The sequence below is a fragment of the Pseudomonas pudica genome, from assembly GCF_015680405.1.
In the GTDB taxonomy this organism is placed as follows: Bacteria; Pseudomonadota; Gammaproteobacteria; order Pseudomonadales; family Pseudomonadaceae; genus Aquipseudomonas; species Aquipseudomonas pudica.
Genome location: NZ_JADLJS010000001.1, coordinates 299,545 through 320,314, shown reverse-complemented (window position 1 = coordinate 320,314; position 20,770 = coordinate 299,545). Strand labels below are relative to the sequence as shown.

Below are 20,770 nucleotides of genomic sequence, written 5' to 3'. Positions count from 1 at the left end.
TGTCGCGAAAGGGCCGCAAAGCGGCCCCCAGGACGCTTACTCTGCCAAATCGACCAGTACCGTCCCTTCGCTGACCATATCCCCTTCCTGGCAGAACAACGCCTTTACCGTGCCGCCATGCGGCGCGCGAATGCTGTGCTCCATCTTCATGGCCTCCAGCACTACCAGCGCCGTACCTGCTTCCACCACCTGCCCAGGCTCCACCAGCACCCGCACGATGCTGCCGTTCATGGGCGCGCCCAGGCCGCCTTGATGGCTATGGCTGGCCTCGGCCTCGGCAATCGGGTCGAAGGCTTCGATGGCATGCATCTCGCCGTCCCAGTGCAAGTACAGCGTGCCACCGCGGCGGATCGCCAGATGCTGGCGACGCACGCCCGCCTGGTCATGTACCAACTGCTCGCCCACCAGCTGCCAGGTAGACGCAGCGCTGCGCTCCAGGGCAACCGCCTGGTCCTGCCCGCCACTCACCAGATGCAGGCTGCTGCGCGCCGGCAGGCCAAGGCGCAGGCCGTTGCGCTCGGCCCATGGCGAACTGCGGTCGTCGTCCCGCTGATGTGCGGCCTGACCCTGCAGCCAGGCCTCGGCCGCTGCTTCCCAGAAGCCTGCCGGCAGCGCTTGTGGCGCGGGCAGCAAAACCTCCTGATGACGCGGAATGAAGCCAGTATCCAGCTCCGCTGCAGCAAACGCCGGGTGGGCGAGAATGCGCCGCAGGAAGGCGATGTTGGTCTTCAACCCGCCAATGGCAAACTCGTCGAGCATGGCCAGCAAGCGCAGGCGCGCCTGCTCGCGGTCTTCGCCCCAGGCGATCAGCTTGCCCAGCATCGGGTCGTAGAACGGCGACACCACATCACCTTCGCTGACCCCGCTGTCCACCCTTCGGCCTTCGCCGACTGCCGACTCGCGGTACAGCGCCAGCTTGCCGGTCGCGGGCAGGAATTCGTTGGCCGGGTCTTCGGCATACAGGCGCACTTCGATGGCATGGCCGATCAGCGGCACCTGTTCCTGGGTGATCGGCAGGGCCTCGCCGCAGGCCACGCGAATCTGCCAGGCCACCAGGTCGAGCCCGGTAATGGCCTCGGTGACCGGGTGCTCCACCTGCAGGCGGGTGTTCATTTCCATGAAGAAGAACTCGCCACGGGCATCGAGCAGGAATTCCACGGTGCCTGCGCCCACGTAGCCGATGGCCTGGGCCGCGCGTACCGCCGCTTCACCCATGGCCCGGCGCAATTCGGGTGAAAGGCCTGGCGCAGGGGCTTCTTCCACCACCTTCTGGTGGCGGCGCTGGATCGAACAGTCACGCTCGTTGAGGTACAGGCAGTTGCCGTGCTGGTCGGCGAATACCTGGATTTCCACGTGGCGAGGCTTGAGCACGTACTTTTCCACCAGCATGCGTGCATCGCCGAACGACGACTGTGCCTCGCGCTGGGCCGAGGCCAGGGCGTCGGCCAACTGGCTTTCCTCCTCGACCACTTTCATGCCCTTGCCTCCGCCGCCGGCGCTGGCCTTGAGCAGCACCGGGTAGCCGATGCGTTCGGCGGCGGCGCGGAAGGTGTCAAGGTCCTGGGCTTCGCCGTGGTAGCCCGGCACCAGCGGCACGCCAGCAGCTTCCATCAGTGCCTTGGCCGCCGACTTGCTGCCCATGGCGTCGATGGCACTGGCCGGAGGGCCGAGGAAGATCAGCCCGGCCTCTTCGATGGCGCGGGCAAAGCCTGCGTTCTCGGACAGGAAGCCATAGCCCGGGTGGATGGCCTGGGCGCCGCTGGCCTTGGCGGCAGCCAGCAGCTTGTCGACCAGCAGGTAGCTTTCGGCAGCCTTGGTGCCGCCGAGGTCGACGCGGATATCGGCTTCGCGGCTGTGCCGGGCATCACGGTCGGTGGCGCTGTGCACGGCCACGGTGGTCAGGCCCATGGCCTTGGCGGTGCGCATCACCCGGCAGGCGATTTCGCCGCGGTTGGCGACCAGCAGGGTGGTCAAAGCGGGGCGGCTCATGGGCGCGGTTCCTTCTTGTCGTCGGTTTGCCAGGCGGGGCGGCGTTTTTCCAGGAAGGCGCGCAGGCCCTCCTGGCCTTCGGCGCTGACGCGGATGCGGGCGATGGTGTTTTCGCAGTAGCGGCGCAGGGCCGGGCTGAGTTCACCGTCGTCCACTTCACGCAGCAGGTCCTTGGTGGCGCGTAGCGCTTGGGGGCTGTTCTGCAGCAGGTTGCTCACCCAGGCTTCGACCTGGGCGTCCAGCTCGCTGGCTGGGTAGACCTCGGCCAGCAGGCCCAGCTCGCGGGCCCGCACACCGCTGAAACGCTCGGCGGTGAGGGCATAGCGGCGCGCGGCACGCTCGCCGATGGCCTTGACCACGAACGGGCTGATCACTGCCGGTGCCAGGCCGATGCGCACTTCCGACAGGCACAGCTGGGCGTCTTCGGCGCCGATGGCCATGTCGCAGCAGCTGATCAGGCCCAGCGCGCCGCCAAAGGCCGCGCCTTGCACCACGGCCAGGGTCGGCGCCTTGAGGCGGTGCAGGGCATACATCAGCTCGCCCAGCTCGCGGGCGTCATCCAGGTTGGTGTTGAAGTCCAGCTGCGCCGACTGCTGCATCCAGGCCAGGTCGGCACCGGCACTGAAGTGCCGGCCGCGGCCGCGCAGCAGCACGAAGCGCAGGGTGGCGTCCTCGGCCAACTGGTCCAGGGCGACAATCAGTTCGCGGATCATCAAGGCGTTGAACGCGTTGTTCTTGTCCTCGCGGCTCAGCCACAGGGTGGCGAAGCCGCGCGGGTCGCGGATCACTTCGAGGGTGCTGAAATCGCTCATGGGTCACATCCGGAAAATGCCGAAGCGGCTCTGTTCGATCGGTGCGTTCAGCGCTGCGGACAACGCCAGGCCGAGCACGTCGCGGGTCTGTGCCGGGTCGATGACACCGTCGTCCCACAGGCGGGCGCTGGAATAGTAGGGGTGGCCCTGGTGCTCGTACTGGTCAAGGATCGGCTGCTTGAGCCGGGCTTCGTCTTCCGCGCTGAACGGGTGACCACTGCGCTCGCTCTGTTCGCGCTTGACCTGGGCCAGCACGCCGGCGGCCTGTTCGGCCCCCATCACGCCAATCCGCGCGTTGGGCCACATCCACAGGAAGCGCGGGTCGTAGGCACGGCCGCACATGCCGTAGTTGCCGGCGCCGAAGCTGCCGCCGATGATCACCGTGAACTTCGGCACCTGGGCGCAAGCCACGGCAGTGACCAGTTTGGCGCCGTGCTTGGCGATGCCGCCTTCTTCGTACTTCTTGCCGACCATGAAGCCAGTGATGTTCTGCAGGAACAGCAGCGGGATGCCGCGCTGGCAGGCCAGCTCGATGAAGTGCGCGCCTTTTTGCGCGGCCTCGGCGAACAGGATGCCGTTGTTGGCGAGGATCGCCACCGGGTAGCCGTGCAGGTGGGCGAAGCCGCACACCAGGGTGGTACCGAACAGCGCCTTGAACTCGTCGAACACCGAGCCGTCGACCAGGCGCGCGATCACCTCGCGCACGTCGAACGGTTGCTTGGCATCGGCCGGCACCACGCCATACAGCTCATCGGCGGCATACAGCGGTGCCACCGGGGCCAGGCGCTGCAGCTTGCCCAGCTTGTGCCAGTTGAGGTTGGCCACGCTGCGTCGGGCCAGTGCCAGGGCGTGTTCGTCGTTGTCGGCATAGTGGTCGGCCACGCCGCTGGTGCGGCAGTGAACATCGGCACCGCCGAGGTCTTCGGCACTCACCACTTCACCGGTGGCGGCCTTTACCAAGGGTGGCCCGGCGAGGAAGATGGTCGCTTGCTGGCGCACCATGATCGCTTCGTCGGCCATCGCTGGCACGTAGGCACCGCCGGCGGTGCACGAGCCCATCACCACTGCAATTTGCGGAATGCCCAGCGCGCTCATGTTGGCCTGGTTGAAGAAGATCCGCCCGAAGTGCTCGCGGTCGGGGAACACTTCGTCCTGGCGTGGCAGGTTGGCGCCGCCAGAGTCCACCAGGTAGATGCACGGCAGGCGGTTCTGCAGGGCGATGGTCTGCGCACGCAGGTGCTTCTTCACCGTCAGCGGGTAGTAGGAACCGCCTTTTACCGTGGCGTCGTTGGCCACGATCATGCATTCCACGCCTTCGACGCGGCCGATGCCGGCGATCACGCCCGCAGCGGGCACGTCTTCGCCATATACCTCATGGGCAGCCAGTTGGCCGATTTCGAGGAACGGCGAGCCCGGGTCCAGCAGGCGGTCGATGCGCTCGCGCGGCAGCAGCTTGCCACGCGAAGTGTGCCGCTCCTGTGCCTTGGGCCCACCACCCTGGGCCACTTGGGCGAGCAGGCCGCGCAGGGCCTGGACCTGTTCGAGCATGGCCGCGCTGTTGCTGGCGAACTCCGCCGAACGCGGGTTGATCTGGGTGTGCAAGGTAGCCATGTGCGCCCGTCCCTTGTGCTCAGCGGGTTTCGTTGAACAGTTCGCGGCCGATCAGCATCCGGCGGATTTCGCTGGTGCCGGCACCGATCTCGTACAGTTTGGCGTCGCGCAACAGGCGGCCGGCCGGGAATTCGTTGATATAGCCGTTGCCGCCGAGAATCTGGATCGCTTCCAGGGCCATTTGCGTGGCACGCTCGGCGGTGTACAGGATCACCCCGGCGGCGTCCTTGCGGGTGGTCTCGCCACGGTCGCAGGCCTGGGCCACGGCATACAGGTAGGCGCGGCTGGCGTTGAGCTGGGTGTACATGTCGGCGATCTTGCCCTGGATCAGCTGGAACTCGCCGATGCTCTGGCCGAACTGTTTGCGGTCGTGAATGTAAGGGACCACCAGATCCATGCAGCTTTGCATGATGCCGGTCGGGCCGCCGGACAGCACCACGCGCTCGTAATCCAGGCCGCTCATCAGCACGCGCACGCCACCGTTGAGCTGGCCGAGGATGTTTTCTTCCGGCACTTCGACGCCATCGAAGAACAGCTCGCAGGTGTTGGAGCCACGCATGCCCAGCTTGTCGAACTTGTTGCTGCGGCTGAAGCCTTTCCAGTCACGCTCGACGATGAATGCGGTGATGCCGTGCGCGCCCTTTTCCAGGTCAGTCTTGGCGTAGATCACGTAGGTGTTGGCATCCGGGCCGTTGGTGATCCAGGTCTTGCTGCCGTTGAGCACGTAGTGGTCGCCGCGCTTTTCCGCGCGCAGTTTCATCGACACCACGTCGGAACCGGCATTGGGCTCGCTCATGGCCAGGGCGCCGATGTGCTCGCCGCTGATCAGCTTGGGCAGGTACTTGAGCTTCTGTTCGTGGCTGCCGTTGCGGTTGATCTGGTTGACGCAGAGGTTGGAGTGGGCACCGTAGGACAGGGCCACCGAGGCCGAGCCACGGCTGATTTCCTCCATCGACACCACGTGGGCCAGGTAGCCCAGGCCGGCACCGCCATATTCTTCCGGCACAGTGATGCCCAGCAGACCCATGTCACCGAACTTGCACCACATGTCGGCAGGGAACAGGTTGTCGTGGTCGATTTGCGCGGCGCGCGGGGCCAGTTCGGCGGCGACGAAGGTGCGCACCTGGTCGCGCAGCATGTCGATGGTTTCGCCCAGGGCGAAGTTCAGGGTGGGGTAATGCATGCTGGGGCACCTTGTTGTTCTTGAAATTGGGTAACACCGTAGCTCAAGGGCTATCTACCGACCCTGTGGAGCGGGTCGGTGACACGCCGACAAACCCGATGTCGTTTTCACCTTTACGTTAACGTAAACCTGCAGATGCTCACTGTCAATCGGATCATCACCTTTACGTAAACGTAAATCTGCGCCAAAGTATTCCCGCTTGCTTCAGTCGTGCCCAGAACAACCACAAGAAGGGACACCCATGAGTCAACCAAGCTATACCCGCGGTCGCCAGGACCAAGCCTTGCTGACCCAGACCATCGGCCAGGCCTTCGACGCCACCGTGGCCCGTTGTGCCGACGGCGAGGCCCTGGTGTCGCGCCATCAGGGCCTGCGCTACAGCTGGCGGCAGTTGGCCGAGCAGGTCGAGATGCATGCTCGTGCCCTGATGGCCCTGGGCGTGAACACCGGCGATCGGGTCGGCATCTGGTCGCCCAACTGCGCCCAGTGGTGCATCCTGCAGCTGGCCAGTGCCAAGGTCGGCGCGATTCTGGTCAACATCAACCCGGCCTACCGCGTGGGCGAGCTGGAATACGTGCTGCGCCAGTCCGGTTGCCGCTGGTTGGTATGTGCCGATACCTTCAAGACGTCCGACTACCACGCCATGGTCCAGGAACTGGCGCCGGAGCTGGCCAGAGCCACCCCCGGTGAAATGGCCAGTGAACGCCTGCCCGACCTGCGTGGTGTGGTCAGCCTGGCCGCCAACCCGCCGGCAGGCTTCCTGCCTTGGCAAGCGCTGGCCGAGCGGGCAGGGCAGACCTCCGTCGAGGCTTATGCGAAGCGCCAGCAAAGCCTGCAGTTCGACCAGCCGGTGAACATCCAGTACACCTCCGGCACCACCGGCGCACCGAAGGGCGCCACGCTCAGCCATTACAACATCCTCAACAACGGCTTCATGGTCGGCGAAAGCCTGGGCCTGACCGCACGCGACCGCATGGTGATCCCGGTGCCGCTGTACCACTGCTTCGGCATGGTCATGGCCAACCTGGGTTGCATCACCCATGGCAGCACCATGATCTACCCCAACGACGCCTTCGACGCCGAGCTCACCCTGCGCGCGGTGGCCGAAGAGCGCGCCAGCATTCTCTATGGCGTACCGACCATGTTCATCGCCATGCTCGACCACCCCGCCCGTGCGCAAATGGACCTGTCGACCCTGCGCAGCGGCATCATGGCCGGCGCCACCTGCCCGATCGAAGTGATGCGCCGGGTCATCGACCAGATGCACATGGCCGAAGTACAGATCGCCTACGGCATGACCGAAACCAGCCCGGTGTCGCTGCAGACCGGCCCGGACGACGACCTGGAACTGCGCGTGACCACCGTCGGCCGCACCCAGCCGCAGCTGGAAAACAAACTGGTGGACGCCGACGGCTGCATCGTCCCGCGCGGCGAGATCGGCGAGCTGTGTACCCGCGGCTACAGCGTGATGCTCGGCTACTGGGACAACCCCCAGGCCACGGCGGATGCCATCGACCCGGCCGGCTGGATGCACTCGGGCGACCTGGCGGTAATGGACGAGCACGGCTACGTACGCATCGTCGGGCGCAACAAGGACATGATCATTCGCGGCGGCGAGAACATCTACCCGCGTGAACTGGAAGAGTTCTTCTACACCCACCCGGCGGTGGCTGATGCGCAGGTGATCGGCATCCCGTGCAGCCGTTATGGCGAGGAGATCGTCGCCTGGATCAAGCTGCACCCTGGGCACAGCGCCACGGCCGAGGAATTGCAGGGCTGGTGCAAGGCGCGCATTGCACACTTCAAGGTGCCGCGGCATATCCGCTTTGTCGACGAGTACCCGATGACGGTGACTGGCAAGGTGCAGAAGTTCCGCATGCGGGAGATCAGCGTGGCGGAGATCTCGGCTTTGACTGCTGGTTGATGTATTGATGCCGCCGGCCCTTTCGCGGGTGAACCCGCTCCCACAGGTATAGCGCCGCTTTCGAGGTTGGCGCAGTCCCTGTGGGAGCGGGTTTACCCGCGAAGAGGCCGGCCCTGCCAGCACAAGATCCTGGTCTACCCTTAAACCTTCACCGGTGGTTCCTGGCTCGGCGGGTCGCCCACCGTCGGCGGCACGGTCGGCTTGATCGGCAGCTCGTCCGGGTCTTCCTCCGGCACGGGCGGCGGCAGGCTCGGGTCGTCGATGTTGGGATCGGGAGTCTCCGGTGGAATGGGAATGTTCATGGCCTGACCTCGCTTGGGTGATTGAAGAGGTGCTGCAGGCTTCGACTCCTGGCAGCTGCCGTTCGCTCATTTTTTTTGAACCCCACGCCTGTGCCCGGCTCTGAACCCTTACCGCCACCAGCCTGAGGGAGCAAGGTCCGATGTCACGAAACGAGCCCTTCGAAAGCGTGCCCATGGCCAATGATCACCCGGACCAGGCCATCAGCCTGTCCCAGGCGCTTCTGGCGCCGCGCATCGTGATCGAAGACACCCAACCCGTGCTCGAAGCCGGCGCCTTCGCCGTCAAGGCCATCAGTGGCCAACCGGTGGCGGTCAGCAGCAAGGTCTACAGCGACGGCCACGACCGCCTGGCAGTGATGCTCAACTGGCGTCAGGCCCACAGCCGGCGCTGGCATTGCGTGCCCCTGCACTCGCCGGGCAACGACCTTTGGCTGGCCGAGTTCACTCCCACCGAACTGGGCCCGCACCTTTTCAGCATCGAGGCCTGGATCGACCCGTTCGCCACTTATTGCCACGACCTGGAGAAGAAATACCACGCCGGTGTCGAGGTGCGGCTGGAGCTGGAAGAAGGCCGATTGATGCTCGGCAAGGGCATCGAGTTGTGCAGCGGTGCCCTGCGCGAGGAGCTGCAGGCCTTGCAGCAGCGCCTGCCCACGCTGAATGCCGACGACCAGGTAGCGCTGTTTCTCGACCCCGCCACCGCCCGCCTGATGAGTGACGCCGAGCACCGCAGCTACCTGACCCGTAGCCGCGACTTCCCCGTCGATGTCGACCGCCCGGCAGCGCAGTTCGCCAGCTGGTACGAGCTGTTCCCGCGCTCGATCACCGACAGCCCCGAGCGCCACGGCACCTTCAATGATGTGCACGAGCGGCTGCCGATGATCCGCGACATGGGCTTCGACGTGCTGTACTTTCCGCCCATTCATCCCATCGGCATGCAGCACCGCAAGGGCCGCAACAACGCCCTCACTGCAGAGCCCGGCGACCCGGGCAGCCCGTATGCCATCGGCAGCGCGGAAGGCGGCCACGAGGCGATTCACCCGCAGCTGGGCAGCCGCGACGACTTCCGCCGCCTGGTGGCCGCGGCGGCCGAGCATGGCCTGGAAATCGCCCTCGACTTTGCCATCCAGTGCTCCCAGGACCACCCCTGGCTCAAGGAGCACCCCGGCTGGTTCAGCTGGCGACCGGACGGCACCATCCGCTATGCCGAGAACCCGCCCAAGAAGTACCAGGACATCGTCAACGTCGATTTCTACGCCCCCGAAGCCGTGCCCTCACTGTGGCTGGCCCTGCGCGACGTGGTGGTCGGCTGGGTCGAGGAGGGGGTGAAGACCTTCCGCGTCGACAACCCGCACACCAAGCCACTGCCATTCTGGCAATGGCTGATCGCCAACGTGCGCAGCCAGCACCCCGAGGTCATCTTCCTTGCCGAAGCCTTCACCAAGCCGGCGATGATGGCCCGCCTGGGCAAGGTCGGGTACGCGCAGAGCTATACCTATTTCACCTGGCGCAACCACAAACAGGAACTGCGCGAGTATTTCGAGCAGCTCAACCAGCCGCCATGGAGCCAGTGCTACCGGCCCAACTTCTTCGTCAACACCCCCGACATCAACCCGTACTTCCTGCACACCTCAGGGCGTGCCGGCTTCCTCATCCGCGCGGCGCTGGCCACCATGGGGTCGGGCTTGTGGGGCATGTACTCGGGCTTTGAACTGTGCGAAGCGGCGGCCTTGCCGGGCAAGGAGGAGTACCTGGATTCGGAGAAGTACGAAATTCGCCCACGCGATTTCAGCCAACCCGGCAACATCATTGCCGAGATTGCCCAGCTCAACCGCATCCGCCGGCAGAACCGCGCCTTGCAGACCCACCTGGGCGTGGCGTTCTTCAACTGCTGGAACGACAACATCCTGTACTTCGCCAAGCGCACGCCCGAGCGCGACAACTACATCCTGGTGGCAATCAGCCTCGACCCGCACAACGCCCAGGAAGCGCATTTCGAGCTGCCGCTGTGGGAGCTGGGGCTGGATGACAACGCCGAAACCCTGGGGGAAGACCTGATGAACGGCCATCGCTGGTCGTGGTACGGCAAGACCCAATGGATGCGCATCGAACCCTGGCATCTGCCGTTCGGTATCTGGCGCATCGAAAAGGCCCGTTAGCAAGGTACACGCCATCCCCTGTGGGAGCGGGGTTACCCGCGAAGCAGGCGCCGCGGAGCATGGCACCGGCTTCGCCGGTGTTCGCGGGTAAACCCGCTCCCACAGGGATTGTGTCAAGTCAGTTGCTTGTGCATTGGGGCCAGAGCAACCTGGAATTGAAAGGAGTCGCACATGGCCAAGCGTTCCCGCCCGGCAGCCTTCATCGACGACCCGCTGTGGTACAAGGACGCCGTCATCTACCAGCTGCACATCAAGTCGTTCTTCGATTCGAACAACGACGGCATCGGCGATTTCGCTGGCCTGATCAGCAAGCTCGACTATATTGCCCAGCTTGGCGTCAACACCCTGTGGCTGCTGCCGTTCTATCCCTCGCCACGCCGCGACGATGGCTACGACATCGCCGAATACAAGGCCGTGCACCCCGACTACGGCAACCTTGCCGATGCCCGCCGCTTCATCGCCGAGGCGCACAAACGCGGGCTGCGGGTAATCACAGAGCTGGTCATCAACCACACCAGCGACCAGCACCCCTGGTTCCAGCGCGCCCGCCACGCCAAGCGCGGCAGCAAGGCACGGGACTTCTACGTGTGGTCGGATGACGACCAGAAGTACGACGGCACGCGCATCATCTTTCTCGACACCGAGAAGTCCAACTGGACCTGGGACCCGGTCGCCGGCCAGTACTTCTGGCACCGCTTCTACTCGCACCAGCCCGACCTCAACTTCGACAACCCGCAGGTGCTCAAGGCAGTGATCGGGGTGATGCGCTTCTGGCTGGACCTGGGTGTAGATGGCCTGCGCCTGGATGCCATCCCCTACCTGATCGAGCGTGACGGTACCAACAACGAGAACCTCGCCGAAACCCACGACGTGCTCAAGGCGATCCGCGCCGAAATCGACGCCAACTACCCCGACCGCATGCTGCTGGCCGAGGCCAACCAATGGCCCGAGGACACCCGCCCGTACTTCGGCGAAGGCGAGGGCGACGAATGCCACATGGCCTTCCACTTCCCGTTGATGCCACGCATGTACATGGCCCTGGCCATGGAGGACCGCTTCCCGATCACCGACATCCTGCGCCAGACACCGGAAATTCCCGCCAACTGCCAATGGGCGATCTTCCTGCGCAACCACGATGAGCTGACCCTGGAGATGGTCACCGACCGCGAGCGCGACTACCTGTGGAACTACTACGCCGAAGACCGTCGCGCCCGCATCAATCTGGGCATCCGCCGTCGCCTGGCGCCGTTGCTGCAGCGTGACCGCCGGCGCATCGAACTGCTCACCAGCCTGCTGTTGTCGATGCCCGGCACGCCCACCCTGTATTACGGCGATGAACTGGGCATGGGTGACAACATCTACCTGGGCGACCGTGACGGTGTGCGCACGCCCATGCAATGGTCGCCGGACCGCAACGGCGGTTTTTCCCGCGCCGACCCGCAGCGCCTGGTGCTGCCACCGATCATGGACCCGCTGTACGGTTACCAGACGGTCAACGTCGAAGCCCAGGCCAACGACCCGCACTCGCTGCTGAACTGGACCCGGCGCATGCTGGCGGTGCGCAAGCAGCAGAAGGCCTTCGGCCGCGGCAGCCTGCGTACCCTCACGCCTAACAACCGGCGCATCCTTGCCTATCTGCGCGAGTACACCGACGCCGATGGCAACAGCGAAGTCATCCTGTGCGTGGCCAACGTCTCCCGCGCCGCCCAGGCGGCTGAACTGGAATTGTCACAGTACGCCGACAAAGTACCGGTGGAGATGCTCGGCGGCAGCGCCTTCCCGCCAATCGGCCAACTGCCGTTCCTGCTGACCTTGCCACCCTACGCCTTCTACTGGTTCCTGCTGGCCAGCCATGACCGCATGCCCAGCTGGCACATCAAGGCCACCGAGGGGTTACCCGAATTGACCACACTGGTATTGCGCAAACGCCTGGAAGAACTGCTGGAGGCCCCCTCCAGCGATACCCTGCAAAGCACCGTTCTGCCCCAGTATCTGCCCAAGCGGCGCTGGTTCGCCGGCAAGGAAGGGCCGATCGACCAGGTGCGCCTGTGCTACGGCGTGCGTTTCGGCACGTCGACCACACCGGTGTTGCTCAGTGAAATCGAAGTGCTCAGCGACGGTGTGGCCAATCGCTACCAACTGCCGTTCGGCCTGCTGCCCGAAGAGCAGATCAACAGCGCACTGCCACAACAGCTGGCCCTGTCACGGGTGCGCCGAGCCCATCAGGTTGGCCTGATCACCGACGCCTTCGTCCTCGAGCCGTTCATCCGCGCGGTGCTGCGTGCCTGTGAGAATGGCATGCATCTACCGTGTGGCAACGGCGAGGGCGAGTTGCGTTTCGAAAGCACGCAGCAGTTGGCGGGCCTGGCGTTGAACGACGAAAGCAGCGTGCGCTATCTCAGCGCCGAGCAGTCCAACAGCTCGGTGGTGATCGGCGACCAGGTGGTGCTAAAGCTGATTCGACGGGTCAACCCGGGTGTGCACCCCGAGTTGGAAATGAGTGCCTACCTGACTGCCGCAGGCTTTGCCAACATATCGCCCTTGCTGGCCTGGGTCAGCCGGGTGGACGAGCAGGGGGCGCCACACCTGCTGATGATCGCCCAGGGCTACCTGAGCAACCAGGGTGACGCCTGGGCCTGGACCCAAAACACCCTGGAGCGGGCCATCCGCGACCAGATGGAGCCCTCCAGCCTCGACGCCGATGCGCACACCGATGCATTGGCCGAGCTCACCGGCTTTGCCGCCTTGCTCGGCCAGCGCCTGGGCGAGATGCACCTGCTGCTGGCCGCACCGACCAATGACGAGGCCTTCCAGCCGCGCCCGAGCGATGCCGACGACAGCGAACGCTGGAGTGCGCAGATCAGCGCAGAGCTCACCCATGCCCTCGACCTGCTGGCCCAGCACCGCGACAGCCTCGACAGCGAAAGCCAGGCGCTGGTCGACGACTTGCAGCAACAGCGCGACGGCCTGGCCCAGCACATCGCCGAGCTGACCCGCCAGGCCCAGGGTGGCCTGCTGATGCGCGTGCATGGCGACCTGCACCTGGGCCAGGTGCTGGTGGTGCAGGGCGACGCCTACCTCATCGATTTTGAAGGTGAACCGGCCCGGCCGCTGCAAGAGCGTCGGGCAAAACACAGCCCGTACAAAGATGTCAGCGGCGTGCTGCGATCCTTCGACTATGCTGCTGCCATGATCTTGCGCAGCGCGTCTGCGGTCGACCTTTCCGACCCGGCGCGCCAAGCCCGGCAACGGGTTGCCAGGCAGTACCTGCACCAATCGCGGCATGCCTTTGTCGAAGCCTATGGCCTGGCCACCGCGGCCATGCCTCACGCCTGGCAACAGGCCGAGGGCGAGCGTGCCGCACTGGAGCTGTTCTGCCTGGAAAAAGCTGCCTACGAAATCACATACGAAGCCGAGAACCGTCCGAGCTGGCTGGCCGTGCCTTTGCATGGCCTGCATGGACTGATCAGTACCTGGGGAGAGTCATAGATGAATGCAACCACGCGTGAAAACGGCGGCCTTCGGCAACGGGACCTCGACGCCCTGGCCCGCGCCGAGCACGCCGATCCATTTGCGGTACTCGGCCCCCATGGCGACGGCGCGGGCGGGCAAGTGGTCCGCGCCTTCCTGCCCAACGCCCTGAATGTGCGCATACTGGCCCGACATGACGGGCGCATCCTCGCCGAAATGGAGCAGGGCAGCCTGCCGGGGTTGTTCACCGCGCACCTCGATGAGGCACACCCGTACCTGCTGCAGATCGGCTGGGCCGGTGGCGAGCAGGTCACCGAAGACCCCTACAGCTTCGGCCCGCAACTGGGCGACATGGACCTGTACCTGTTTGCCGAAGGCAACCACCGCGACCTGTCCGGGCGCTTCGGCGCCCAACCCATCCAGGTCGATGGCGTCGATGGCGTGTGTTTCTCGGTGTGGGCACCGAACGCCCGGCGGGTGTCGGTGGTGGGTGACTTCAACAACTGGGATGGCCGTCGCCACCCCATGCGCCTGCGCCACAGCGCCGGGGTGTGGGAGCTGTTCGTGCCGCGCCTGGGCGTGGGCGAAACCTACAAGTTCGAGGTGCTGGGCAAGGACGGCATACTGCCCTTGAAGGCCGACCCGCTGGCGCGCGCCACCGAACTGCCGCCGAGCACCGCATCCAAGGTGGCAGGGGCGCTCAGCCACGACTGGCAAGACCACGACTGGATGGCGCAACGTGCGCAGCGCCATGCCTACAGCGCGCCGCTGTCGATCTACGAACTGCACCCAGGGTCGTGGCGCTGCGAGCTGGATGAGGCGGGCGAGGTCGGGCGCTATTACAACTGGCGCGAGCTGGCCGAGCGCCTGGTGCCGTACGTTCAGGAACTGGGCTTCACCCACATCGAACTGCTGCCGATCATGGAGCATCCGTTCGGCGGCTCCTGGGGCTACCAGCCGCTGTCGCTGTTCGCGCCTACTTCGCGCTACGGCAGCGCCGAGGACTTCGCCGCCTTCATCGACGCCTGCCACCAGGGCGGCATTGGCGTGCTGCTCGATTGGGTACCGGCGCATTTCCCCACCGACGAACATGGCCTGGCGCGTTTCGACGGCACCGCCCTGTACGAATACGACAACCCCCTGGAGGGCTACCACCAGGACTGGAACACGCTGATCTACAACCTTGGCCGCAACGAAGTGCGCGGCTTCATGATGGCTTCGGCGTTGCACTGGCTGAAGCACTTCCATATCGACGGCCTGCGCGTCGATGCGGTGGCTTCGATGCTGTACCGCGACTATTCGCGCAAGGCCGGCGAATGGGTGCCCAACCGCCACGGCGGGCGCGAGAACCTGGAGGCCATCGACTTCATCCGCCACCTCAACGGCGTGGCGGCCCACGAGGCCCCGGGTGCGCTGATCATCGCCGAGGAATCCACCGCCTGGCCCGGCGTCAGCCAGCCGACCCAGCAGGGCGGCCTGGGCTTTGCCTACAAGTGGAACATGGGCTGGATGCACGACACCTTGCATTACATCCAGAACGACCCGGTGCACCGCACCTATCACCACAACGAGATGAGCTTCGGGCTGATCTATGCCTATTCCGAGCACTTCATCCTGCCCATCTCCCACGACGAAGTGGTGCATGGCAAGCATTCGCTGATCGACAAGATGCCCGGCGACCGCTGGCAGAAGTTCGCCAATCTGCGTGCCTACCTCACCTTCATGTGGGCGCATCCTGGCAAGAAGCTGCTGTTCATGGGCTGCGAGTTCGGCCAGTGGCGTGAGTGGGACCATGACGGCGAACTGGACTGGTACCTGCTGCAGTACCCTGAGCACCAGGGCGTACAGCGCCTGGTCGGCGACCTCAACCGCCTGTACCGCGAGGTGCCGGCATTGCACGAACAGGATTGCCAGCCGCAAGGGTTCCAGTGGCTGATCGGTGACGATGCGCAGAACAGCGTGTATGCCTGGCTGCGCTGGAGCAGCAGTGGCGAGCCGGTGCTGGTGGTGGCCAACTTCACCCCGGTGCCGCGCGAGGGGTATCGCATCGGTGTGCCGTTTGGCGAGCGCTGGCAGGAACTGTTGAACAGTGATGCAGAGCTGTATGCCGGGTCCAATGTCGGCAATCTGGGGGTGGTGCAGAGCGACGCGATTGCCAGCCATGGCCAGCCGCTGTCGCTGGCCCTGAACCTGCCGCCGCTGGGTGTGCTGGTGTTGAAACCGGTCTGATCTTCTGCCTGTACTGGCCTCTTCGCGGGCATGCCCGCTCCCACAGGTACGGCGCCAGCCTCTGGCCTTGTGCTATCCCTGTGGGAGCGGGCGTGCCCGCAAAAGGGCCGAACCTGCCTACCACCGCATCCGCACCCCAAGGCTGCCAATCAACCCATTCAGATCATTGTCGTCCACGTCACTGCTGTAATCGGCACTGACAAACAGCGCCACCGAGGGCGTCACCCGCGCCACCAGCCCCAGCCCCAGTTCCACCGTGGTCGAGTAGCGTGAGCTGGAGATCTTGTCGACCTGGTCCAGCTTCACCTCATCGGCATTGCTGAAGTCATACCACACGTTGGTCCGCACATAGGGTTCGATTGGCATGCCGCGTACTTCATAACGCCCGGACAGCCTGGCGCCGACCCTGCCGCTCCAGCTCGGCTGGCTGTCGAAGGCCTGCAAGGTCTCTTCCTGCGCCCGGCTGCCGGGGAAGAACTGCTGGTTGATCAACTGCGCCTGCGGCTCGATCACCCAGCCGCCACCCAGGCCGATGGGGATGCCGCCTTCCAGCGAGAAGGTCATCGCGTGGCCGCTGTCGTCCAGGCGCTGGCCGTTCTCGCCACGGCCATTGACGTCGATGCGCGAACCCATGGCCACGGCATCCAGGTGCCAGCCCTGTTCATGGGTCATGCTCCAGTACACCCCCAGGCTTTCACCGCTGAGGTTCACGGCGTTGCGTTGCTTGTCGCCCAGCAGCCGGCGCGTACCGTTGAAGTTGGTCTGCAGGTTGTTCTGCCCCACGAATATCCCCGCGCGGTGCACATTGCCCGCTGCAGTTTCACGCACGAACAGGTCCGGGCCGATCATCAGTTGCTGGCTGGGTGCCTCCAGCTGGTCCGGGGGCTGCGCGATACCGCGCGCAGTGTTGGGGAAGAACTGTGCCCACTGGCTGGCGACCAGATCCGGTGCAGGCTGCCCATGGCGCTCGCTCATCTTTTGCGAAAACGCGTTCAAAGTGCCGATACTCAAGCCACTGGCGCTGACCGGGTCGAGCGACAGCTGTGATACTGCCGGTTGGTGCAGGAAACCGGGCGAGGTCGGGTCGCCCTGCAGTTCATACGCGATAGTTTCCACCGGGGTTGCCAGAAGCAGCGACGTGGAAACCGCGCAGAAAATGCTGTCGAAACGCAAGAGGTTCGAGGTTCTTTTCATGGCGGATCTCCTTTGTTTTTGTGTTACAGCCCGAGGACCTGGCCTGTTGTCACGAGCTGTACGGCAAAAACAGTGGGCGACCCAAACCAGCACGCCAGGCTTTCGCCAGCGCGCACGAAGGCGCGAGCTAGACGCCCGGCGCGAGATCTTTACTGCTTGATATGTTCAGCTAAGGAGAGGCGGCCGCTTGCGTCAAGAAAGTGTGAAGGAAGTGTTCAGGATGTGTGTGTTTGTTCAACGTGTTGAATCTTCTGATAAATCTGTCGGGTATAGCGGGGTTCGCTATTTGCCGTGGCATGGCTATGAAGAATGATTGCTAAGCCTGACTTCGACGGACAGCGGCAGGTGGTCCGAAAGGTGCGACCAAGGTTTGTGCCCCAGAATCCGCGGCCCATGGCTTTCGGCGTTGCGCAGGTAAACGCGGTCCAGACGCAACAGGGGCAGGCGCGCAGGATAGGTGCGGGCCAGGTGACCGTGGTGGCGCTCGAAAGCCTCGTGCAGGTCGCGCTGCAGGTGCAGGGTACGGTTGCCGTGGGTTTTCCAGTCGTTGAAATCGCCGGCGATGATCACCGGGGCGTCGGCAGGCAGAGATTCGAGCAACTTGCGCAGCAGTTGCAGCTGCTTCTGGCGGTGGCTTTCCAGTAACGACAGGTGCACGCAGATGGCATGCACCTGGTGCTGGCCGGGCACGTCGAGAATGCAGTGCAGCAGACCACGTCGTTCGGGGCCAGTGATCGACACGTCGAGGTTGCGGTGTTCGATGATCGGGTATTTGGACAGCAGCGCGTTGCCGTGGTGGCCGTCGGGGTAGACCGCGTTGCGGCCGTAGGCGAAGTCGCTCCACATGCTGTCGGCGAGGAACTCGTACTGTGAAGTCTGCGGCCAGCCGGGGTAGCGCGCGGCGTGGCGGTCGTGGCTGCCGAGCACTTCCTGGAGGAAGACGATGTCGGCCTGGGTGCTGCGCACCGCCTCGCGCAGTTCTGGCAGGATGAAGCGCCGGTTGAAGGCGGTGAAGCCCTTGTGGGTATTCACCGTCAGCACCTGCAGGCGCTTCACGGCCGGGGCCTGGTTGATACTGGCGAAACCTTTACTGCCGGCTTCGGGGTTCACGGTTACTCCTCAATGGCGGGTGCATGGGTGTTGTATGTCCCGGCCCTATCGCCGGCAAGCCGGCTCCCACAGGTAACGCACAGGCCCGTCGGCCAGCGGATTACCTGTGGGGGCTGGCTTGCCGGCGATGAAGCCAGTACAGGCAACCGATACACAATGGGACCGACGAGGGTCCCCCGGGGTTCACTCCTCATCACGCTGCAACACCATCAGCAGCAACGATCGCCCCTTCACCTCGAAGGTGCTGTCGAACTGCAGATGCTGCCCCTTGCGCAGCTCTGGCCGGTCGGTATCGACCAGGCAGCTCCAGTAATCCCCTTCGGGCACGGTCGGCAACTTGAACGGCACGGTGTCATGATGGGCGTTGACGATCAGCAACACGGTGGCCTCGGCACCTGGCCGGGCAATGCCGCTGACCTGGGCGCGGCCATCGATCAGCATGCCCAGGCAGCGCCCGTGCGGGTCTTCCCATTGCTCCACGCTCATCTCGTTGCCGTCCGGTGCCAGCCAGGTCACATCCTTGACGCCGATCGCCTCATTGTAGTCGCCCACCAGGAAGCGCGAACGGCGCAGTACCGGGTAGGCCAGGCGCAGGCGGGTCAGGCGTTTGACGAAGGCCAGCAGCTCTTCGCCCTCCTGGTCCAGGTCCCAGTTCACCCAGCCGATCTCGCTGTCCTGGCAATAGGCATTGTTGTTGCCGTGCTGGGTGCGGCTGAACTCGTCACCAGCGACGATCATCGGCGTGCCCTGGGCCAGCAGCAGGGTAGCGAAATAGTTGCGCATCTGACGCATGCGCAGGGCATTCACGGCCGGGTCGTCAGTTGGCCCCTCGACACCGCAGTTCCACGACAGGTTGTTATCGGTGCCGTCCTGGTTGTTTTCGTCGTTGTCTTCGTTGTGCTTGTGGTTGTACGACACCAGGTCGCGCAAGGTGAAACCGTCGTGGGCGGTGACGAAGTTGACCGAGGCATAGGGGCGCCGGCCACGGTTGTTGAACATGTCCCCCGACGCGGTCATGCGCGAGGCAAAGTCGGCCAGTTGACCCTCGTCGCCTTTCCAGAAGGCCCGCACGGTGTCGCGGAAGCGGTCGTTCCACTCTGCCCAGCCCGGTGCGAAGTTGCCCACCTGGTAGCCGCCCGGGCCGCAGTCCCAGGGTTCGGCAATCAGCTTCACCTGGCTCAGCATCGGGTCCTGGCGGCAGGCGACGAGGAAGCCGTGGCGTTCGCTGTAGCCGTCGTGGTAGCGGCCAAGGATGGTCGCCAGGTCGAAGCGGAAGCCGTCCACGTGCATTTCGCCTGCCCAGTAGCGCAGCGAGTCGGTGACCAGCTGCAGCACGCAGGGGTGGCTCAGGTCCAGGGTGTTGCCGGTGCCGGAATCGTTGATGTAGTAACGCTTGTCGTCCGGCATCAGGCGGTAGTAGGAGGCGTTGTCGATGCCGCGCATCGATAGCGTGGGGCCGCGCTCGTTGCCTTCGGCGGTGTGGTTGTAGACCACGTCGAGGATCACCTCCAGCCCGGCATCGTGCAGGTGCGCGACCATTTCCTTGAATTCGGCGATCTTGCCGCTGGCCAGGTAGCGCGGGTGGGGGGCGAAGAAGGCGATGCTGTTGTAGCCCCAGTAGTTGTTCAGGCCCTTGTCCAGCAGGTGCTGGTCGTTGACGAAGGCGTGAATCGGCAGCAGCTCGATGCTGGAAACGCCCAGCTCCTTGATGTGCTTGAGCAACTCGTCATTGGCCAGGCCGGCGAAGGTGCCGCGCAGTTCTTCGGGTACCGCCGGGTGGCGCATGCTGATGCCACGGGTGTGGGCCTCGTAGATGATCGTGCGCTCCCAGGGGATCAGCACGCGCTGGTCGCGGCCCCAGGTAAAGGCAGGGTCGATCACCTTGCACTTGGGCACGAACGGCGCGCTGTCGCGCTCGTCGAACGACAGGTCGCCGTCGGGGTGGCCGATGGTGTAGCCGAACAGTGCTTCGGACCATTGAAGGCTGCCGACCAGTTGCTTGGCATAGGGGTCGATCAGCAGTTTGTTGGGGTTGAAACGGTGGCCGTTTTCCGGCTCGTACGGGCCGTGCACGCGGTAGCCATAGACCAGCCCTGGGTGCGCGTCGGGCAGGTAGCCGTGGTAGATCTCGTCGGTGTATTCGGGTAGCTCGATGCGTTCGATCTCGTGCTCGCCAGTGGAGTCGAACAGGCACAGCTCGACCTTGGTGGCGTTGGCCGAGAACAGGGCAAAGTTGACCCCAAGGCCATCCCATGTGGCGCCGAGGGGGAAGGGCAGGCCTTCGCGGATACGCGACGGGGCGACCGAGCGGGTTTTCTTCGGGGTGCGGGGGCTCATGGTGGTCCTCTAGTGGCCGTGGTGAAGGGGAGGGTTGTGTAGTCCTGTCCTGGCCCTATCGCCGGGAAGCCAGCTCCCACAAGGTCTCCACAGGTCTCAAAACCGGCGCTGTACTTTGGGGACCTGAGCTTGCCGGCGATAGGGCCAGGACAGGCTTAACCGGCAGAAGGCTTTTTCACCGCCCGGGTCTTTTTCGCCACAGCCGGTTTAACCCCCGGCAGGGCAGCCACTTTGGGCTCGGCAGGCGCCTTCGGCTCAGCGGCTGCCTTGGGCTTGGCCGGGGCCCGCTTGCGCGGCGTCGCCTTGGGTGCCAGCGCCTCGGCTTCGGCCAGCTTGCGCGCCATGTCCCAATGACGTTCTTCCTGGCCGGCGGGCTTACCCTCGGATTCCCAGATCTGGTAGGCAAATTCGCGGATACGCTTTTCATCAACACTCATCATGACGCTCCT

13 protein-coding genes are annotated in these 20,770 nt (G+C 64.7%); 4 read left to right on the top strand and 9 right to left on the bottom strand.

The window, feature by feature from the left end:
* Positions 1-36 precede the first annotated feature (36 nt).
* From IRZ77_RS01525 to IRZ77_RS01510, 4 genes are read right to left on the bottom strand one after another with little or no spacing between them, the layout of a single operon-like run.
* Positions 37-1,989 (bottom strand): acetyl/propionyl/methylcrotonyl-CoA carboxylase subunit alpha, encoded by a 1,953-nt coding sequence (locus tag IRZ77_RS01525; RefSeq protein WP_085599434.1) that lies wholly within the window; start codon positions 1,987-1,989, stop codon positions 37-39.
* Positions 1,986-2,801, bottom strand: a complete 816-nt coding sequence (locus IRZ77_RS01520) for a gamma-carboxygeranoyl-CoA hydratase (RefSeq protein WP_046615627.1) — start codon at positions 2,799-2,801, stop codon at positions 1,986-1,988. Before IRZ77_RS01520 ends, IRZ77_RS01525 begins: the two co-directional genes overlap by 4 nt.
* 3 nt (positions 2,802-2,804) lie before the next feature.
* Positions 2,805-4,412 carry a carboxyl transferase domain-containing protein gene (locus tag IRZ77_RS01515; protein ID WP_046615628.1) on the bottom strand — a complete coding sequence of 536 codons (1,608 nt, stop codon included), beginning with the start codon at positions 4,410-4,412 and terminating at the stop codon, positions 2,805-2,807.
* Positions 4,413-4,431: 19 nt separating this feature from the next.
* Positions 4,432-5,595 (bottom strand): isovaleryl-CoA dehydrogenase, encoded by a 1,164-nt coding sequence (locus IRZ77_RS01510; protein ID WP_196172730.1) that lies wholly within the window; start codon positions 5,593-5,595, stop codon positions 4,432-4,434.
* 241 nt (positions 5,596-5,836) lie between these two features.
* On the opposite strand from IRZ77_RS01510, the gene IRZ77_RS01505 reads away from it, so the two are divergent.
* Positions 5,837-7,519, top strand: coding sequence for an AMP-binding protein (locus IRZ77_RS01505; protein ID WP_196172729.1), 1,683 nt, complete (start codon positions 5,837-5,839; stop codon positions 7,517-7,519).
* Positions 7,520-7,659: 140 nt separating this feature from the next.
* On the opposite strand, the gene IRZ77_RS01500 is transcribed toward IRZ77_RS01505, so the two are convergent.
* Positions 7,660-7,821, bottom strand: coding sequence for a hypothetical protein (locus IRZ77_RS01500; protein WP_173015129.1), 162 nt, complete (start codon positions 7,819-7,821; stop codon positions 7,660-7,662).
* A 140-nt stretch (positions 7,822-7,961) separates the two neighbouring features.
* Between IRZ77_RS01500 and IRZ77_RS01495 the strand changes: the two genes are divergently transcribed.
* The 3 genes from IRZ77_RS01495 (at position 7,962) to glgB (ending at position 15,680) form a co-directional block, all read left to right on the top strand.
* Positions 7,962-9,980, top strand: a complete 2,019-nt coding sequence (locus tag IRZ77_RS01495) for an alpha-1,4-glucan--maltose-1-phosphate maltosyltransferase (protein WP_196172728.1) — start codon at positions 7,962-7,964, stop codon at positions 9,978-9,980.
* Positions 9,981-10,151: 171 nt separating this feature from the next.
* Positions 10,152-13,469: a maltose alpha-D-glucosyltransferase gene (gene treS / locus IRZ77_RS01490; RefSeq protein WP_085599428.1), complete on the top strand. Its 3,318-nt coding sequence runs from the start codon at positions 10,152-10,154 to the stop codon at positions 13,467-13,469.
* The gene (gene glgB / locus IRZ77_RS01485; RefSeq protein ID WP_046615633.1) at positions 13,470-15,680 is read left to right on the top strand and encodes a 1,4-alpha-glucan branching protein GlgB; all 2,211 of its coding nucleotides are present in this window, start codon (positions 13,470-13,472) and stop codon (positions 15,678-15,680) included.
* A gap of 117 nt (positions 15,681-15,797) precedes the next feature.
* Here glgB and IRZ77_RS01480 read toward each other — a convergent pair whose 3' ends face one another.
* The 4 genes from IRZ77_RS01480 to IRZ77_RS01465 form a co-directional block, all read right to left on the bottom strand.
* On the bottom strand, positions 15,798-16,874 hold the full coding sequence (locus tag IRZ77_RS01480) for an autotransporter domain-containing protein (RefSeq protein WP_153671510.1): 1,077 nt from the start codon (positions 16,872-16,874) through the stop codon (positions 15,798-15,800).
* A gap of 300 nt (positions 16,875-17,174) precedes the next feature.
* On the bottom strand, positions 17,175-17,984 hold the full coding sequence (locus tag IRZ77_RS01475) for an endonuclease/exonuclease/phosphatase family protein (protein ID WP_046615635.1): 810 nt from the start codon (positions 17,982-17,984) through the stop codon (positions 17,175-17,177).
* A 183-nt stretch (positions 17,985-18,167) separates the two neighbouring features.
* Positions 18,168-20,321 (bottom strand): glycogen debranching protein GlgX, encoded by a 2,154-nt coding sequence (glgX, locus tag IRZ77_RS01470; RefSeq protein WP_046615636.1) that lies wholly within the window; start codon positions 20,319-20,321, stop codon positions 18,168-18,170.
* Positions 20,322-20,476: 155 nt separating this feature from the next.
* Positions 20,477-20,761 (bottom strand): DUF2934 domain-containing protein, encoded by a 285-nt coding sequence (locus tag IRZ77_RS01465; protein ID WP_046615637.1) that lies wholly within the window; start codon positions 20,759-20,761, stop codon positions 20,477-20,479.
* Between the last annotated feature and the right edge of the window lie 9 nt (positions 20,762-20,770).

Coding starts and splice junctions, on each gene's coding strand:
- glgX (WP_046615636.1), bottom strand. CDS start 20,321: ATGAGCCCCCGCACCCCGAAGAAAACCCGCTCGGTCGCCCCGTCGCGT.
- IRZ77_RS01510 (WP_196172730.1), bottom strand. CDS start 5,595: ATGCATTACCCCACCCTGAACTTCGCCCTGGGCGAAACCATCGACATG.
- IRZ77_RS01495 (WP_196172728.1), top strand. CDS start 7,962: ATGTCACGAAACGAGCCCTTCGAAAGCGTGCCCATGGCCAATGATCAC.
- IRZ77_RS01505 (WP_196172729.1), top strand. CDS start 5,837: ATGAGTCAACCAAGCTATACCCGCGGTCGCCAGGACCAAGCCTTGCTG.
- IRZ77_RS01480 (WP_153671510.1), bottom strand. CDS start 16,874: ATGAAAAGAACCTCGAACCTCTTGCGTTTCGACAGCATTTTCTGCGCG.
- IRZ77_RS01465 (WP_046615637.1), bottom strand. CDS start 20,761: ATGATGAGTGTTGATGAAAAGCGTATCCGCGAATTTGCCTACCAGATC.
- IRZ77_RS01500 (WP_173015129.1), bottom strand. CDS start 7,821: ATGAACATTCCCATTCCACCGGAGACTCCCGATCCCAACATCGACGAC.
- IRZ77_RS01515 (WP_046615628.1), bottom strand. CDS start 4,412: ATGGCTACCTTGCACACCCAGATCAACCCGCGTTCGGCGGAGTTCGCC.
- IRZ77_RS01525 (WP_085599434.1), bottom strand. CDS start 1,989: ATGAGCCGCCCCGCTTTGACCACCCTGCTGGTCGCCAACCGCGGCGAA.
- glgB (WP_046615633.1), top strand. CDS start 13,470: ATGAATGCAACCACGCGTGAAAACGGCGGCCTTCGGCAACGGGACCTC.
- IRZ77_RS01520 (WP_046615627.1), bottom strand. CDS start 2,801: ATGAGCGATTTCAGCACCCTCGAAGTGATCCGCGACCCGCGCGGCTTC.
- treS (WP_085599428.1), top strand. CDS start 10,152: ATGGCCAAGCGTTCCCGCCCGGCAGCCTTCATCGACGACCCGCTGTGG.